This window comes from Haladaptatus salinisoli, from assembly GCF_020614375.1.
GTDB classification, from domain to species: Archaea; Halobacteriota; Halobacteria; order Halobacteriales; family Haladaptataceae; genus Haladaptatus; species Haladaptatus salinisoli.
Genome location: NZ_CP085327.1, coordinates 1,973,505 through 1,988,678 on the forward strand (window position 1 = coordinate 1,973,505; position 15,174 = coordinate 1,988,678).

Genomic DNA, 15,174 nt, shown 5'->3' on the forward strand with positions numbered 1-15,174 from the left:
AGGGTTAACACAACCCCTCGCCGTAAGGTGAGGTGGGCCCATAGCTCAGTGGTAGAGTGCCTCCTTTGCAAGGAGGATGCCCTGGGTTCGAATCCCAGTGGGTCCATTACTCGGGACAGAACGGAATCGTTCCTCTTAAGTAATCGAGGGCGAAAGGTTCTCTCCCGAAGTTAACCGATGCACCATCCCGCGAAAGCGCGGTTGGGAAGGGTTCGACGCACGCTCTTGGCGACCACCGAGACGTGTAATGACGACCGTATGTACGTGCAATCCAGGCGTCCACTGGACTCACATTAGTGAGTTCTACAGTGAATCCAAAATCAAGTACGTGGCTACTGTGCCACTTGGTGGATAGCTCGGCTCGAGCGCCGATGACGGACGTGCCAAGCTGCGAAAAGCCTGAGGGAGCCGCACGGAGGCGAAGAACTCAGGATCTCCGAATGGGAATCCCCACCGCAATTGCTTCGCGCAATGGGGAACGCCGAGAACTGAAACATCTCAGTATCGGCAGGAAAAGAAAGCAAACGCGATGTCGCTAGTAACGGCGAGTGAACACGACACAGTCCAAACCGAAGCCTACACAGGCAATGTGGTGTGCGGACTGGCTCTCATCGTCGGAAAATTTCTCTGAAGTCTTCTGGAACGGAGCATGAAACAGGGTGACAATCCCGTAAGAGAAGCGAGTACGACGTGCGTCAGCTCCCGAGTAACAGGGGTCGGATATCCCTTGTGAATATCGCGGGCATCGACCGCGAAGACTAAACACGACTCGAGACCGATAGCAAACAAGTAGCGTGAGCGAACGCTGAAAAGCACCTCGAAAAGGGAGGTGAAATAGGACTTGAAATCAAGTGGCGATAGAGCGACGGGGCTTACAAGGCCCATCGAAAAACGAATCGGGAGCAATCCCGTAGTAGGAATCGATGGGAGCCGGAGTTCCGTCGTACGTTTTGAAAAACGAGCCAGGGAGTGTACCTAATTGGCGAGCCTAACCCGAGCATCGGGGCAGGCACAGGGAAACCAATACGGCCGCAGCATTGCGAGGGCCACCGTCTTCAAGGGCGGGGAGTCAACTGGGTACGACCCGAAACCGGGTGATCTACGCATGGGCAAGGCGAAGCGTGGCGAAAGCCACGTGGAGGCCTGCTAGAGTTGGTGTCCTACAATACCCTCTCGTGACCTATGTGTAGGGGTGAAAGGCCCATCGAACCCGGCAACAGCTGGTTCCAACCGAAACATGTCGAAGCATGACCTCTGCTGAGATAGTTCGTGGGGTAGAGCGACCGATTGGGAACGCCGCCTCCGAGAGGAGTCGGCCTCCCTGTCAAACTCCGAACCTACGGACATCGCCGACGCAGGGAATCCGGTGCGCGGGGTAAGCCTGTGTACCGTGAGGGAGACAACCCAGAGCTGGGTTAAGGTCCCAAAGTGCGAGCTAAGTGCAATCGAAGGTGGTCGCAAGCCCTAAACAGCCGGGAGGTGAGCTTAGAAGCAGCTACCCTCTAAGAAAAGCGTAACAGCTTACCGGCCGAGGTTTGCGGCGCCGAAAATGATCGGGGCTCAAGCTCGCCACCGAGACCTGGCGGCACTCATCATTGAGTGATCCAGTAGGTTGGCAATCTGTGCGGGTGGAAGTACGGGCGAGAGTTCGTATGGACCGCTCAGTTTAGAAAATCCTGGCCATAGTAGCAGCGTTAGTCGGGTGAGATCCTCGACGGCCTTACGAGTAAGGGTTCCTCAGCAATGCTGTTCAGCTGAGGGTTAGCCGATCCTAAGTCTCGTCGTAATTCGAGCGAGACGATAGGGAAACTGGTTAATATTCCAGTGCCATCGTGCACTCAAAGTCGACGCTTCAGGAAACATCGAGCCGGGCAGTCGCCCGGTCGAACCGTCAAAATCCGTGGAAGCCGTAATGGCAGGAAGCGGATGAACGGCGGGATAGCGCAAGTCGGTGGTACCCGGAGCCCGTGAAAAGACGAGCACGATGATCGTACCGAGATCCGACACAGGTACTCTGGCGGTGAAAGCCAAGGCTTGTCGGGAACAACCGACGTTAGGGAATTCGGCAAATTAGTCCCGTAAGTTCGCGATAAGGGATGCCTGCCCTGCAGAAGGGCAGGTCGCAGTGACTCGGACGCTCCAACTGTCTAGTAACAACATAGGTGACCGCAAATCCGTAAGGACTCGTACGGTCACTGAATCCTGCCCAGTGCAGGTATCTGAACACCCGGTACAACGGGACGAAGGACCTGTTAACGGCGGGGGTAACTATGACCCTCTTAAGGTAGCGTAGTACCTTGCCGCTTCAGTAGCGGCTTGCATGAATGGATCAATGAGAGCGTCGCTGTCCCAACGTTGGGCCCGGTGAACTGTACGTTCCAGTGCGGAGTCTGGAGACCCCCAAGGGGAAGCGAAGACCCTATAGAGCTTTACTGCAGGCTGTCGCTGGGACGTGGTCGCTACTGTGCAGCATAGGTAGGAGCCGTTACCCAGGCACGCGCGCCAGCGCGTCGCCGAGGCACCCGTGAAATACTACCCGGTAGTGACTGCGACCCTCACTCCTGGCGGAGGACACCGGTAGCCAGGCAGTTTGACTGGGGCGGTACGCGCTCGAAAAGATATCGAGCGCGCCCCAAGATTTCCTCACCCGAGTCGGAGACTCGGAGAAGAGCGCAAGAGCACAAGGAAGTCTGACAGTGTCCTACACAACGAGGGACGCTGACGCGAAAGCGTGGTCTAGCGAACCAATGAGCCTGCTTGATGCGGGCCATTGATGACAGAAAAGCTACCTTAGGGATAACAGAGTCGTCACCGGCAAGAGCACATATCGACCCGGTGGCTTGCTACCTCGATGTCGGTTCCCTCCATCCTGCCCGTGCAGAATCGGGCAAGGGTGAGGTTGTTCGCCTATTAAAGGAGGTCGTGAGCTGGGTTTAGACCGTCGTGAGACAGGTCGGCTGCTATCTATTGGGGGTGTTACGGTATCTGACGGGAACGTTCGTATAGTACGAGAGGAACTACGAATGGGTGCCACTGGTGTACCAGTCGTCTGACAAGGCGCGTGCTGGGCAGCCACGCACCACGGGGTAAGAGCTGAACGCATCTAAGCTCGAAACCCACCTGGAAAAGAGATACCACCGAGACCGCTCGTAGAAGACGAGTTCGATAGACTCGGGGTGTACGCACCGAGGCAACGAGGTGTTTAGCCCGCGAGCACTAATTGGTCAATGCCACACACTCATACCGCATATTGGAATTCACACTCTCCAGTGTGAGTCCAGGCGCTAACTGGATTGCACGTACACACGGTCGCAAGGACCACCGATGGCTGGTGTCACTAATGCGCGGTTCGATTCCGTGCGTCGGCGTTAAGGCGGCCAGAGCGGCAGGGTCACACCCGTACCCATCCCGAACACGGTAGTTAAGCCTGCCTGCGTTTCGGTCAGTACTGGAGTGCGCGAGCCTCTGGGAAATTCGATTCGCCGCCTCCATTCATACCACATCAACCCTCGCACAGAGCAACAGCTCCGTGCGGGGGTTTTCTATTTCCGGCGGTTTCACCAGACCGCTATATTTAAAGCGAGCGAATACGAAGCAGGACGTGCGCCAAGGTGGCAGAGTCCGGCCGAACGCAGCGGCCTGCAGAGCCGCCCATCGCCGGTTCAAATCCGGCCCTTGGCTTTTGTACCGAACGGACGTTCGATTAGCCGCGGCGCGCGGGGAACAAGTCGCGGTTCGCATTCGAGGTTTCTGGCGACGTTCATTCTCCAACTCGATGGGACTGCTGGTCGAGACGAACGGTGCCCCGCTTGTCCGTCACCCCCGACGTAAATGTCGTAGATTCGACAGCCGTCCCTCCATCGGCTAATACTGAGAGTAATACACATCGCCCGCAAAGCATCGAGTAGCTGACAACGATTACGGGCGTTATTGAGAGTGTGCTATCATTCAGTCTGTCCGCGCGGAAGAACGACGAGCGCGTAAACCAGTCATCCGCGAGCACGGCGTGTCGAGCGCGCTCGGCGGGCACGTCCTCGGCGTTCGCTGCCTGCCACGCCATGAGGAGCATGGGGACGATGAGACACGCCGCCCGGATGAACGAAGTCGGTATCAGCATCGAGAGACCGGCCCCTTCGCCGGCGAGGATGGTCAGCGGAAGTCCCCATTGACCGACGACGTAGAGACCGGAGACGGCGTCGTCTTCGTTACGGCTCGTTCGTGGCCGACTTCCGTCGCGCCGTGCGCGGTCCGTATCACGCAGACGGAACGTCCGAACGGTGTCGCCAAAAAGTAACCATTATACTGCACGCGGCCCGGGGCTAGGATATGCAACGACGAGCAGCGGGCGTTTACGTCGCCGTCTTTCTCGTTATCGCTGCCGGGGCGTACTCGCTTATCGGAGTCGCTCAGGAGCCGACGGTTTCGGTCGAGAACCCCGACAAGACGCTCTCGAAGCAGGGACAGAAGTTCAGCGTCGACGGGCGGCAGTACAACGTCACTTCCCTCAGCGACGGTTCCGCGGAAGTCGCGTGGACGAATCAGTCGGCCACCCACTCCGCGGCGTTACAGAACAACTCCACCGTCGAGCGCGGCAACACGACGTTCCGCCTCCTCATACCGAACCAGTCGAACCCGAACAAGGCGACGCTCCGCGAGGTACAGAACTTGACCAACAACACGCAGACGGTTCAGCAGAACAACCAGACCTACGTCGTGGTCAACGGAAGCGGCGGCAACAAGTCGCTCGTCCCGGTCGACCAGTACAAGCGCCAGCAGTTCGGCGCGCCCGAGACGCGAACGCTGCGCGAGGGGAACAACTTCCAGTACCAGAACAACTCCACGACCATCGCGAACATCTCGAAGGAGTCGGTGACCCTCCAGTGGACGGCACCGAAGACGACGACGACCTCGCTGTCCGACGGCGGGAGAGCTCAACTCGGTCCGAACAACAAGACGTTCGTGGCGCACAGCGAGGGCGGAAAGGTACTGCTCTCGCAGAACGTGAAAGCCTACAGCGAGCAACAGGCGGAGATACGACACTTCCACGAGCGAATCGCGGGTCTCTGGGGCGTCTCCATCCTCAGCTTCATCGCGGCGATGCTGTTGGCGATGCTCGCCTACATGCCGTTCAAAGGCTAAGAGAGCGACTCCGTTAGACCATTTTTCGCGTCGATTTCCGTTCGAACGGCCCCCGCTCTGCGAACGGGCGCCGATTCGTTAGCAGCGGGTGTCCGAACTCTGTAAGAACGTCGGTTCCGCGCCCATCCCGTACTCGAAGAGGACGCGAAGACAGACGCCGCCGGTTTCCCCTCCGCCGACGCCGACCAACTCGCCGCTCGTCGGGTGGTCGTCGACGACGCCGTGAATTGCGACGGGATCGTACCCCCCGGGCGGTTCGCGCACCACGGATTCGCGGGTTTCCGGGGCCACGTCCCGCGACTCCCACTCTCCGAGTCCTTCGGCGGCTTCGACGGCGAAGTGAAACATCTGCCGGACGTTCGTCCCGTTCACGAACTCCACCTCTAGTTCGGCGACGGTGGCCGCGCCGTCGCCGAAGCGCGTACACCCGGAGAACGGTGCTACCGTGCTAACACCCCCGAGCAAGAAGCGGCGTCGAGTGGAGGACATCTCTGGATACGTTACGGCGACACGTCGTGGATTTTGTCATTTTGCACCGACCGCCGAGGCTGGCGATACGTATCGGCTGAGGGGAGTTCGAACGCCCTCGAACGAACGTTACGTTCGCGCGACCCACGCCAGCGCCGCGCCGATACCGACCGCGGCGAGCGCCCCGAGCACCTGTCCGAACATGAGCAGGACGCTTCCCGACTTGTGCGCCCACGGCGTCCCGACGAGCGTCGCGAGCCCTATCAGGGCGAGGAGAACTCCGAAAACGATTCCGAGCGGTTCGAGCGGATCCGAGGCGTAGCGGTTCACGTTCGTGCTCTGTGTCGGGCTAACTTATAATATCTGCTGAACGACGGCGACTCGCGTCGCTCGCTCGGCGTACCGTCGAACGGACGCCTCTCGGCGTCGGTTCCGATAAGAAGCTGTATCGCGGACGTTCGCACCCTCGAGGGAGAACTATTGGATGTGGCCTTCGCGCCGAAGCTGGTCGGCGTCCTGCCCCGTGTAGCGCCACTCGATGTTCGCTTTTTCGTCCTGCCAGTCCCACGGTTCGACGAGAACCACGTCGCCCTCGTCGATCCACGTGCGGTATTTCATCCGACCGGGAATCCGCCCCATCCGGTTTTCGCCGTCCTCGCAGTGGACGCGGACGTGATTTCCGCCGTCGTGCTGGGTTACGACGCCGAACAGCTCGTCGTCCGTGGGCATCCGAAGATTTCGGCGCTCTGTTTTTTCACTCACACGTATTTGTAGGGGGCGGACACGGATAAGTCATGGGAGACGTAGGGTATCAACTACCACGGGGGCAGCGGTGACGAGTTCTGCGAGCGTTCGAGCGTCGAAAACGCCGTGCGCGTTCTTCTCCTTCGCTCCTCGCTATCCTTGTTCGCAAAAGCGGGCTGGAAGGGATTTGAACCCCTGGCCGTCTGGTTAAAAGCCAGACGCTCTGCCTAACTGAGCTACCAGCCCTCAACTGCTGTTGCGGGTGGCGACGGTTAAACGTTTACCATTCCCGCCCGGATCCCGACGCCCGCCCGATGTCAGCAAGATTTACCGTACCGGCCGCGACTGTCGAACCATGACGGAGTTCGCCGACGCGCAGGGTGACCAGTTACGCGAGTTCACCGAACGACTTCTCTCGTTCGACACGACCGGGGGGCGGGAAGCCCCGGCGCAGGAGTGGTTCGCCGACCGTCTCGCCGAGTTCGGCTTCGAAACCTACGAGTGGTTCGCGGACGCCGAAGAATTGGCGGCCCACCCGTCGTTTCCCGACGACCCCGCCGACATCGAGCGCACCGAGGCCAGCGCCGACGGGCCGAGCCTCGCCGAGCGTCCGAACGTCGCGGGCGTGCTGGAGTTCGGGCGTCCCGAGGCCGGCCCGACGCTCGTCCTGAACGGTCACGTGGACGTGGTGCCCGCGGCCCGCGATTCGTGGGCCGCCGACCCCTTCGAACCGACGTGGGACGAGTCCGGCGAGGAACTCGTCGCCCGCGGCGCGGTGGACATGAAATCCGGACTGGCTACCTGCGTCTTCGCGGCGAAACACCTCGCGGAGCGAACCGAACCGGGAACGCTCGACGGACGAATCGTCGTCGAGAGCGTCGTCGGCGAGGAAGAGGGCGGACTGGGCGCGGCGGCGGCCGCGCTCTCCTCGCCCTACCCGTTCGAGCGCGACGCGGCCATCGTCGCGGAACCGACGGACCTCACGCCGGTCGTCGCCACCGAGGGGAGCGTGATGAAACGCCTTCGCCTCGCGGGGCGCTCCGCGCACGCGGCCACGCGCTGGCGCGGGGAGAGCGTCCTCCCGCACTTCGAGCGGATTCGTCGAGCGTTCTTCGAACTGGAAGCCGAGCGAAGCGAGGCGGTCACCCACCCGCTCTACGAGGGGTTCGAGGTTCCGTGGCCCGTCGTCGTCGGCACGGTCGATGCGGGCACGTGGTCGTCGACCGTTCCGGCGACCCTGACCGCCGAGATGCGCCTCGGCGTCGCTCCGGGCGAGACGGTCGCGGAAGTCGAGGCCGCCTACGAAGACCGCCTCGCCGAACTGGTCGCGGAAGACGAGTGGCTCGCCGAACATCCGCCCGAGTTCGAACGGTTCTCCATCCAGTTCGAGGCCGCGGAGACCGACGCCGACGAACCGGTCGTCGCCGCGCTCCGGTCCGCGATGGCCGACCGCGACCTCGACACTACCCTCCGCGGGGCGACCTACGGCGCGGACTCGCGCCACTACGTCGCCGCCGGAATCCCGACCGTCCTGTTCGGGCCGGGTAACATCGAACAGGCGCACTTCCCGAACGAGACGGTTCGCTGGCCGGACGTGGAGACTGCTGGCGCGACGCTGGCCGACGCGGCTCGAACGTTCCTCGGCTAATCGTCCTCCGCCAGGCCGAGTTCGCGCTTCAGCGCCCGAACGACCACGTCCTCGGGTTCCTCGCCCGCGAGCGCGGCCTCGCGCCGGAGTTCGCGGTACACCTCGGAAGGGAGGGTGAGCGCCACCCGTCCGGGGGTGACGCCGTGGTCGCGCAGCGCCCGCTCCGCGGGCGTCCCGTCGTTTATCTCGCTGACGATGGACCGCACCTCGCGGACGGTCAACGAGTCGTCGAGGATGGCCCACGCGAGTTGGTAGCGGGCGTCGCCGTCGACCCGCGCGACGTGTTTGGCCGCGGTCGGCGCGATGTAGCCGAGCGCGACGTGGCGTCGAATCGACCGCGGGAGGTCGTGTACCCGCGCCCACTTTCGGATGAACGCCACCGTCGCGTCGCCGCCCGCCCGCTCCGCCGCACCCTTGTACGACCCTTCGCCCCGGACGAGTGCGGCGCAGGCCGCGGCCCCCCGGAGCATGTAGACGTTGTCCTCGCTCCCGGCGCTCCCCTCGGCGAACGCCCGGACCGTCGCCGCCGCCTCGTCGACGCTCTCGGGGTCGGTCGGATCGAACGCCTTCGCCTCGTCGGCGCGTTCGCCGGTGATGGTCTCGTCCCCGCGAATGACGGGTTTTCCGACCGGCGATTCGCGGTCAGCGGGGGGTTGGGATTCGGCGGATGGCTCGCGGTCTGCGGGCGATTCGCGGTTCGCGGGCGATTCCTCGGGGCCTTCGGTCATCGGACGATTATTGTTCTGACGCGGCAAAAAGGAACCGTTCGTGGAAGCGGATTCGACGGAATCGATGACGTTCGCCACCCCTGGCGCGCTTTTCCACCGTACGTTTATACGCAAAGACGCCAAAATTCTCACCGTGACGGGTCGCAGCACGGACTACGCGCCGAACGAACGCCAACTTCGTCCCCGCGAGGAAAAGGAGGGCGTCGAACGGTGGCTCGAGGACGTGTTCTTCGCCCTCGGCGAAGTGACGTTCCTCTCCCTGCCCGCCTTCGTCGCGCTGATGGACGCCGAACCGAACGCCCCGGTGAAGTTCACCCTGCTGGTCGCGTGGGCGACGCTCACGCTCACAGTCGGTACGCTCCGATACGGGCGGTTCGGCGTCGAGTGGCCGCCGATGACGCCCTCGCAGTTCGTCGTTCGACTGGCGTTCTACAACGCGACGGTCACGCTGATCGCCTACGCGGGCGCGAACGTCGACCTCGCGCTCCGCTCGCCCGCCGCGACTGCCGGGGTCGCGGCGCTGCTGTCGGTCTGTGCGACGTGGGGGTTTGCGCGACTCGTTCGGACGGCCGCCGCTCGCGCGGGTCGAACCGAGAGCGGCGCGTCGAAGTAGAATCCAAACAGACACATGCAAGAAGACGAGTACGACCCGACCGTGTGCCCGGCCGCCGGATGTGACTACGAGGACGCCATCCGATCCGTGGCCGCGCACGTCAGCCGAACGGACGACGACCGCCACTCGTGGGACGACCTCGCCTTCGAGGGGGCCCGCGATTTCGTGATGCGGGAGAAACGACGCCAGCGCGACGGAGAGAGCGAAACGTCCGGTAGCGACTCGGTCGCGCCGTCCGCGGACGAATCGCCCGACGCCGACGAATCGGTCGAACTCGACCTCGGATTCGCCCGGGACGCGCTCCTGTTGCTCGACACCGTCCGCCGGTACGACGTCGACTCCCTGGACGAACTGGACGCGTCCCGACTGGTGAACCTCTACACGCTGCTCTCCGACGTGAACCGCGGAGCCGACGACGCGCGAAAGCGGGTGCGCGACGTTCTCACCGAGGTCGTCCCCGACGACCGCGAGGTGTCGTCCGACTTCGGGTCGGTGCGCCGCTACACCGCCCGGCGGCGGAACAGGAAAGACGACGACGTCGTCCGCGCCGAACTGGAGCGCGCCGGCATCGACCCCCGCGAAGCGATGAGCTTCGACGACGGGAAGATACGACGGTTCGTCGAGGAGCGCGGTCTCGACGAGTCCGCCGTCTTCGACCGCGAGGAGCGGGCGTACGTGCAGAAGGCGAGCGAGGACGACGGCGGTCGCCGGAGGGCGTTCGACGACCTCGACCCGGAGATTCGAGCGCTATTGGACGACCGGTGACGCGACCGTTCCGGTTCGCACTGACACCGGTGTAACGAGGTGTCGTCGCCGTCGCCGAGAGTATATCGTCGTTCGCCGACAAACCGTAGGCAGGATACCAATGTCCGACAACACCGACCACAGCGAACCCCCGGTTACGGCCGAACGCCCGGACAGCGCGTTTCACGTCACCGGAACCGACCACATCACGCTCATCGGGAGCAACGTCGAGGACACGGTCGAGTTCTACCGCGACGTGCTCGGGATGCCGCTCGTCCTGAAACAGCCGAACCTCGACGCCCCGCACGTCACGCACCTCTTTTTCGACACCGGCGACGGTCGCATCATCACGTTCTTCGTCGAGGAGGGGCGGCAGTCGAACCCGGCCCCGCAGCGAACCGGCATCGGCGCGGTACACCACATCTCGTTCCGGTTCGACCCCGAGCGCATCGAGGAGGTTCGCGCGGGACTCGAGGAACGCGGTCGCGGGTACAACGAGTTCGACCGGAGCATCTTCTACTCGCTGTACACCAGCGACCACAACGGTCTCACCATCGAACTGACGACCGACAAGTTCGACATCCCCGACGACCGGCGCGGCGAGGTGCTCGCGCTCGCCCAACGAAAGCGCGAGGAGGCCGGCGCGGAGTACGCCAAAGAGGAGCACCTCGAAGCCGCGCTCGAGGAACTCGGCATCCCGGTCGAACCCGTCGACCTCCCCGACGCCCCTACGGGGGCGGGCGGGTTGAACTGACGGCCGACGAGACGGTCGCCGACGATCCGCGATTTCGCGCGTCGAGAGGAGTACGGTTAATTACCGAGCGGACGACCCCGGACCCATGGGCGTCAAGATTCGTTTGACGGCGGTCGAGGAAATTCCGGAGAACGGTTCGTTCCTGTTCACGGTTCGAGAGCGCGACGGGACGCGAGAGGAGGTGATTCTGGTCCGGGGCGAGGGCTGCATCGAAGCGTGGAAGAACTTCTGTCAGCACGAGACCGACCAGCGACTCGACCGCGGATTCGGCGCGGCGATGCGGGAGGGCGAGATTATCTGCCCCAAACACGGTTCGATGTTCGACGCCTGCTCCGGCTACTGCGACAACGGGAAAGCCGCCGGTTCGACGCTGGTTCCCGTGGACGTGACCGTCGACGACGGGGTCGTCTACCTGACCGACGACGAGTGTGCGTTCCTCCACGAGGGCGGTATCGAGGACGACGACGGGATGCCGGGGTCGTCGTCGCACCTAACGTTTTAGATCGCATCCCGGTCGTCTCCCCCGTCTTCACCGTCGTCGCGCCCGCTTCGTATCAACAGATAACCGTCTCCCCGAGTTCGGGCGCGCTCGCGTCGTACCCCTCGCTCCGCAGTTCCTCGGCGAACGCCCCGCACCTGTCGCCGTGGTTCACGAGCACGCGCGAGTCGCGGTACGATTCCAAGAGCGCGAGCAGTCCGTCGCGGTCCGCGTGCGCCGAGAAGTCGAACTGTTCGACATGCGCGCTGACGGGCATCACCCGTCCGTCTATCTCCGCGCGCCCCGAGTCCAGCAGTTCGCGTCCGGGCGTCCCCTCGACCTGATACCCCGTCATCGCGAGTTTGTTGACCGGGTTCGAGCGAATTTCGGGGATGTAGGTCATCGCCGGGCCGCCGGAAAGCATCCCGGAGGTGGTGACGATGACCGCGTTCTTCGCCGCGATTCGCCTCCGCTGTCCGTCTCTTCCGGTCACGAATCGGGCGTTCGAAATCGCCCGCCGGAGGGCGTCGGCGTCGCGGACGAACGCCGGGTGTCGGCGGAACGTCCGCGTCACTCGCTTTCCCATCCCGTCGACGTAGCAGTCGATGTCGTGGGCGTCGCAGACCAATAGCATCTCCTGCGTGCGTCCGATGGCGAAGGCGGGGACGACCACCGTGCCGCCCTCCCAGAGCGTCGTCTTCACGCTCTCCGCGAACCGCTCCTCGACCGCTCTCCTGTCGTCGTGTTCCACGTCGGAGTAGGTGCTCTCGCAGATGACGACGTCGGCGTCCGGCCGCGCCGCGGTGCCGGACAGCAACCGCTGGTCCCCGGTGTGGAAGTCGGCGGTGTAGAGCAGGCTGGTTTCGCCGTCGTCCACGAGAACGTGCGCGCTCCCGGGGATGTGTCCCGCGTCGAAGAACGTCACCTCGTGACCCGCGGCGTCGAACGGTTCGCGGTAGCCGTGCGTCTCCGAGACCTGCGTGACGCGTCGAATCTCCTCCTCGGTGAACGGGCAGTCGTAGCTCCCGCCGTGCAGTTTCAAGGTGTCCCGCGCGAGCAACAGCGTCAGCTCGCGGGTCGGCGGCGTCCAGTGAATCGTCGGGCGGGCGTCGCCGGAGAGGAGCGACGGAATCGCCCCGACGTGGTCCAGGTGGCCGTGGGAGACGACGACCGCGTCGGGGTCGACGTCGCCGACCGGAAACCGAGGCGGATTTCCCGTCAGCATCCCGTAATCGAGCAAGAGGGAGTCGTTGACGAGCACGGCGCTCCGACCGACCTCGCGCGCCCCGCCGAGAAACTCGATGTCCATCACCGAACGTTACTCGTCGGACGCCTTTTCGTCCGTCGGTTCGGGTTTTCGAGCGGAGGCCGCCGTCGGCGATTTATAACGATTGTGCCTTTTTCCTATATTACAACGGTATGTACATTTAAGAAAAATACACGTTACAGTAACACGATAGTTCACGTGCATGTCGGAGAACACCGCACAAGCGTATCTCGCAGAGCACCCACGAATGATCGGCGTCCTGTTCGCCATCTGTCTCGCCGCGTCGGCGGCCGGAAACGCGGCGGCGGCGGCGGGCGGCGCGAATCCCGGACCGTAAACCGACTACAGGTCGGAGACGGAGAGTTCGTCGCTCCAGTAGAGTTTGTCGTCGATTTTAACGGGGAGGAGTTCGAGATCTAACACCGGTTCGAGTTCTCTCGCGGAGAGGTGAAACTCCGTCAATAGGCCGGATGCGAGGTAATGCGTCGAATCATCTTCGATCTCCGATTCGACGATCGTTCCGAGTCCGTAGTGTGCGGCGGGATACGTGTAGTGTTCGAGGAGGTACGTATCCCCGCTGCGCTCGATTCGGAACATCATCGGAGCGCCGCTCTCCCCCTCGCAGAGCGTTAGCCCCCCGTCCCCGATGGTGATGTACTCGGTTCCGACGACGACCTCCTCTTTCGCTATCGAGAGCGCCGCGCGGAGCGAGAACCCGGAGTTCAGCAGTCGGGCGAGCGCCCGCCCGACCTTCGTCGCGGGGGTGTTGACGACCTCCGCCAGCGTCACGACGCCTCCCCGACTCCCCTTCTCGATGAGCGTCGCACCCTGCTCGTAGGAGCGACAGGCGTTCAGGAGGAACGCGTCGACGTTCACCTCGTCGAGCGAGCGCGCGTCGAGGTAGCCGTCGGCGCAGCGGAATCCCTCCTTGTCGACGTGGCCGATGTAGTGAACGAAGTCGGCGTCGGTTGTGAACAGCGCGGTCAGTTCGCCGGTCGTCACCTCCTCGTGTATCGACACGTCGTAGTTGATGAAATCGCGCAGCCCGTAGAACTCGCCGACGACGTTCTCTTCGGCCATCTTCCGGTCGTTGCAGACGACGTGAATCGTCAGCGCCGAGTCGTCGGGCGGGGTCCGCTCGACCTGCCGCCGGAGCGATTCGAGCGTTACCTTGTTGGCCCCGACGGGATAGCCGTTTCCGACCCACGCGTGCTCCATCGTCTCCACCGGTTCGACCTGGAACATCTCCTCGTCGTCCCAGTCCCACGCGTCGCTCGCACCGCGGGTGAAATCGCCCGCGGCCACGGCCGACCGCGTGAACTCGTCGAATATCTCCGGCGTCGGCGCGACGGTGTGTTGCCGCGGATTCCGCGGCGTTCGCAGGAGCGAGAGTTCGTCGGCGAAGTAGGAGAGCGCGGGGAGATTCTCCGCGGTCGGGACGACGTCGGTCGTCAAGTGCCAGTCCAGAACGTGCGGTTCGAGCGTCTCGAACGGTACCGAGAGGTACGCGGTCAACTGGTCCGCGAGCGGGCGTCCGTACAGGTCGGCGAAATCGAGATCGACCAGCGGTTCGACCCGTTGGCGCTCGTGGAGGTCGACCCGATAGTAGCCCTCGGTTCGAACGAGACAGTCGAGGAAGAACGCCTGTCGAAGCACGCGGTTGACCGTCGCCTCGTAGCCGCCGGGGCCGTCGAGCGAGCGTTCGAAGCCGTCGGCGACGAGGCGGGGATCGGCGCCGGGGACGAGTTTCGCCCCGAGATAGTACGCGAGCGACGCCGCCGGATAGACGTGTTCGCGGTCGGGCGGCACGACGAGTTCGACGCCCGTCTCCGGGCGCTCGATGCCGGGCGGAACCGAAAACCGGTCGCCCAGTTTCACGAGCGGGGGGTGGCCGCGCAGCGTTGGAAACGACCGCTCGGGGCTGGTGGTCTTCAGCGCCGACCCGAACAGCGATATCGCGCGCATCGCGTCCTCGACGTCGTCGGTGACGGTTATCGTTCCCGCCGGACGGTCGTGGAAGGACCGCGCGCCGATGCGGACGCGCCGAGTTCCGTCGAATCGCACGGTGACGGACGTCCCGCCGGGACGCAGTTCGAGCCGCCCCTCCGCGGCGACGTAGAGCTTCATCGGCGTGCTGTTGAGTTCGAGCAGGTACGCTCCGGCGGCGAACGTCCGGTCGTCGCTCGTCGTCGCGTCCGTGACCATCGTTCCGTCTTGCGTTCGGACGACCGTGGAGACGAGTTTCGGAATCTCGATGGACGCGGTTTCGAGGCCGATGGCGGTGTCCACCGGGAAGTAAAATTCGGACGCTGCGACCGGTTCCGGCGTAATCGGTTCGTCGGTGTAGAGTTCGAACCGGACGTTCTCGATGGGGTCGAAGATGGCGAGTCCCGGACGCCGGTCGAGCGTGTCGAACTCCATTCGTGTCCTCACCCAGTTCTGCCAGCCGTATAGTTCTGCCCGCACCGTCGTTCGCCGCGTTCGGGCACGGCGTTTCGTCCAGCTCCGATTCCGGTCCGTTCCGGAGTTCGATACGCGCGCCGAACGGTAATCGTTATCGTATCACATTCCGTATTGATAAAGGTATTGGA

Annotated in this window: 14 protein-coding genes, 3 tRNA genes and 2 rRNA genes; 11 read left to right on the forward strand and 8 right to left on the reverse strand. The window is 63.4% G+C overall.

Annotated features, from left to right (window positions below; all coding sequences use genetic code 11):
- Positions 1 to 34: 34 nt before the first annotated feature.
- From LIX00_RS10745 to LIX00_RS10760, 4 genes are all read left to right on the forward strand, one after another.
- Positions 35 to 106 (forward strand) — tRNA-Ala (locus LIX00_RS10745).
- A gap of 217 nt (positions 107 to 323) precedes the next feature.
- A 23S ribosomal RNA gene (locus LIX00_RS10750) occupies positions 324 to 3,239 on the forward strand.
- 130 nt (positions 3,240 to 3,369) lie between these two features.
- Positions 3,370 to 3,491: ribosomal RNA gene (gene rrf, locus LIX00_RS10755) — 5S ribosomal RNA — on the forward strand.
- Between the two features lie 114 nt (positions 3,492 to 3,605).
- Positions 3,606 to 3,681: transfer RNA gene (locus tag LIX00_RS10760), tRNA-Cys, on the forward strand.
- A 79-nt stretch (positions 3,682 to 3,760) separates the two neighbouring features.
- Here the strand turns inward: LIX00_RS10760 and LIX00_RS26495 are convergent.
- Positions 3,761 to 4,261: a DUF8059 family membrane protein gene (locus tag LIX00_RS26495; RefSeq protein WP_497007344.1), complete on the reverse strand. Its 501-nt coding sequence runs from the start codon at positions 4,259 to 4,261 to the stop codon at positions 3,761 to 3,763.
- Positions 4,262 to 4,326: 65 nt separating this feature from the next.
- Between LIX00_RS26495 and LIX00_RS10765 the strand changes: the two genes are divergently transcribed.
- The gene (locus LIX00_RS10765; RefSeq protein ID WP_227353188.1) at positions 4,327 to 5,139 is read left to right on the forward strand and encodes a DUF8231 family protein; all 813 of its coding nucleotides are present in this window, start codon (positions 4,327 to 4,329) and stop codon (positions 5,137 to 5,139) included.
- 78 nt (positions 5,140 to 5,217) lie between these two features.
- On the opposite strand, the gene LIX00_RS10770 is transcribed toward LIX00_RS10765, so the two are convergent.
- The 4 genes from LIX00_RS10770 to LIX00_RS10785 all read right to left on the reverse strand — a co-directional run bounded on the left by LIX00_RS10770 (position 5,218) and on the right by LIX00_RS10785 (position 6,597).
- A complete protein-coding gene (locus tag LIX00_RS10770; protein WP_227353189.1) occupies positions 5,218 to 5,628 on the reverse strand; it encodes a hypothetical protein in 411 nt (136 codons plus the stop codon).
- 108 nt (positions 5,629 to 5,736) lie between these two features.
- Complete coding sequence (locus LIX00_RS10775) at positions 5,737 to 5,937, reverse strand: DUF8123 family protein (RefSeq protein WP_227353190.1); 201 nt, start codon at positions 5,935 to 5,937, stop codon at positions 5,737 to 5,739.
- A gap of 147 nt (positions 5,938 to 6,084) precedes the next feature.
- Entirely contained in the window at positions 6,085 to 6,369 is a 285-nt protein-coding gene (eif1A, locus tag LIX00_RS10780; protein ID WP_227353191.1) for a translation initiation factor eIF-1A, read from the reverse strand.
- 154 nt (positions 6,370 to 6,523) lie between these two features.
- Positions 6,524 to 6,597, reverse strand: a tRNA-Lys gene (locus LIX00_RS10785).
- A 109-nt stretch (positions 6,598 to 6,706) separates the two neighbouring features.
- Here LIX00_RS10785 and LIX00_RS10790 point away from each other — a divergent pair.
- Entirely contained in the window at positions 6,707 to 7,999 is a 1,293-nt protein-coding gene (locus LIX00_RS10790) for a M20/M25/M40 family metallo-hydrolase (RefSeq protein ID WP_227353192.1), read from the forward strand.
- Here LIX00_RS10790 and LIX00_RS10795 read toward each other — a convergent pair.
- The gene (locus tag LIX00_RS10795) at positions 7,996 to 8,727 is read right to left on the reverse strand and encodes a DUF7119 family protein (protein ID WP_227353193.1); all 732 of its coding nucleotides are present in this window, start codon (positions 8,725 to 8,727) and stop codon (positions 7,996 to 7,998) included. The two genes, LIX00_RS10790 and LIX00_RS10795, sit on opposite strands and share 4 nt — an antisense overlap.
- A gap of 133 nt (positions 8,728 to 8,860) precedes the next feature.
- On the opposite strand from LIX00_RS10795, the gene LIX00_RS10800 reads away from it, so the two are divergent.
- The 4 genes from LIX00_RS10800 (at position 8,861) to LIX00_RS10815 (ending at position 11,340) form a co-directional block, all read left to right on the forward strand.
- On the forward strand, positions 8,861 to 9,340 hold the full coding sequence (locus LIX00_RS10800) for a DUF8215 family protein (RefSeq protein WP_227353194.1): 480 nt from the start codon (positions 8,861 to 8,863) through the stop codon (positions 9,338 to 9,340).
- A gap of 15 nt (positions 9,341 to 9,355) precedes the next feature.
- Entirely contained in the window at positions 9,356 to 10,105 is a 750-nt protein-coding gene (locus LIX00_RS10805) for a DUF7983 family protein (protein ID WP_227353195.1), read from the forward strand.
- A 100-nt stretch (positions 10,106 to 10,205) separates the two neighbouring features.
- The gene (locus tag LIX00_RS10810) at positions 10,206 to 10,838 is read left to right on the forward strand and encodes a VOC family protein (RefSeq protein WP_227353196.1); all 633 of its coding nucleotides are present in this window, start codon (positions 10,206 to 10,208) and stop codon (positions 10,836 to 10,838) included.
- 85 nt (positions 10,839 to 10,923) lie between these two features.
- Positions 10,924 to 11,340, forward strand: coding sequence for a Rieske (2Fe-2S) protein (locus tag LIX00_RS10815; RefSeq protein ID WP_227353197.1), 417 nt, complete (start codon positions 10,924 to 10,926; stop codon positions 11,338 to 11,340).
- Positions 11,341 to 11,392: 52 nt separating this feature from the next.
- On the opposite strand, the gene LIX00_RS10820 is transcribed toward LIX00_RS10815, so the two are convergent.
- Entirely contained in the window at positions 11,393 to 12,625 is a 1,233-nt protein-coding gene (locus tag LIX00_RS10820) for an MBL fold metallo-hydrolase (protein WP_227353198.1), read from the reverse strand.
- Between the two features lie 160 nt (positions 12,626 to 12,785).
- Here LIX00_RS10820 and LIX00_RS25955 point away from each other — a divergent pair, with 160 nt between their 5' ends.
- Positions 12,786 to 12,920, forward strand: coding sequence for a DUF7503 family protein (locus LIX00_RS25955; RefSeq protein ID WP_255679271.1), 135 nt, complete (start codon positions 12,786 to 12,788; stop codon positions 12,918 to 12,920).
- A 5-nt stretch (positions 12,921 to 12,925) separates the two neighbouring features.
- Here LIX00_RS25955 and LIX00_RS10825 read toward each other — a convergent pair whose 3' ends face one another.
- Complete coding sequence (locus tag LIX00_RS10825) at positions 12,926 to 15,004, reverse strand: hypothetical protein (protein WP_227353199.1); 2,079 nt, start codon at positions 15,002 to 15,004, stop codon at positions 12,926 to 12,928.
- Positions 15,005 to 15,174: the final 170 nt, after the last annotated feature.

Bases quoted from the DNA above. Each gene is read 5' to 3' on its own strand.
- LIX00_RS10815 (WP_227353197.1), top strand. From the start codon at position 10,924: ATGGGCGTCAAGATTCGTTTGACGGCGGTCGAGGAAATTCCGGAGAAC.
- LIX00_RS25955 (WP_255679271.1), top strand. From the start codon at position 12,786: ATGTCGGAGAACACCGCACAAGCGTATCTCGCAGAGCACCCACGAATG.
- LIX00_RS10770 (WP_227353189.1), bottom strand. From the start codon at position 5,628: ATGTCCTCCACTCGACGCCGCTTCTTGCTCGGGGGTGTTAGCACGGTA.
- LIX00_RS10765 (WP_227353188.1), top strand. From the start codon at position 4,327: ATGCAACGACGAGCAGCGGGCGTTTACGTCGCCGTCTTTCTCGTTATC.
- LIX00_RS10820 (WP_227353198.1), bottom strand. From the start codon at position 12,625: ATGGACATCGAGTTTCTCGGCGGGGCGCGCGAGGTCGGTCGGAGCGCC.
- LIX00_RS10795 (WP_227353193.1), bottom strand. From the start codon at position 8,727: ATGACCGAAGGCCCCGAGGAATCGCCCGCGAACCGCGAATCGCCCGCA.
- LIX00_RS10805 (WP_227353195.1), top strand. From the start codon at position 9,356: ATGCAAGAAGACGAGTACGACCCGACCGTGTGCCCGGCCGCCGGATGT.
- LIX00_RS10810 (WP_227353196.1), top strand. From the start codon at position 10,206: ATGTCCGACAACACCGACCACAGCGAACCCCCGGTTACGGCCGAACGC.
- LIX00_RS10790 (WP_227353192.1), top strand. From the start codon at position 6,707: ATGACGGAGTTCGCCGACGCGCAGGGTGACCAGTTACGCGAGTTCACC.
- LIX00_RS10825 (WP_227353199.1), bottom strand. From the start codon at position 15,004: ATGGAGTTCGACACGCTCGACCGGCGTCCGGGACTCGCCATCTTCGAC.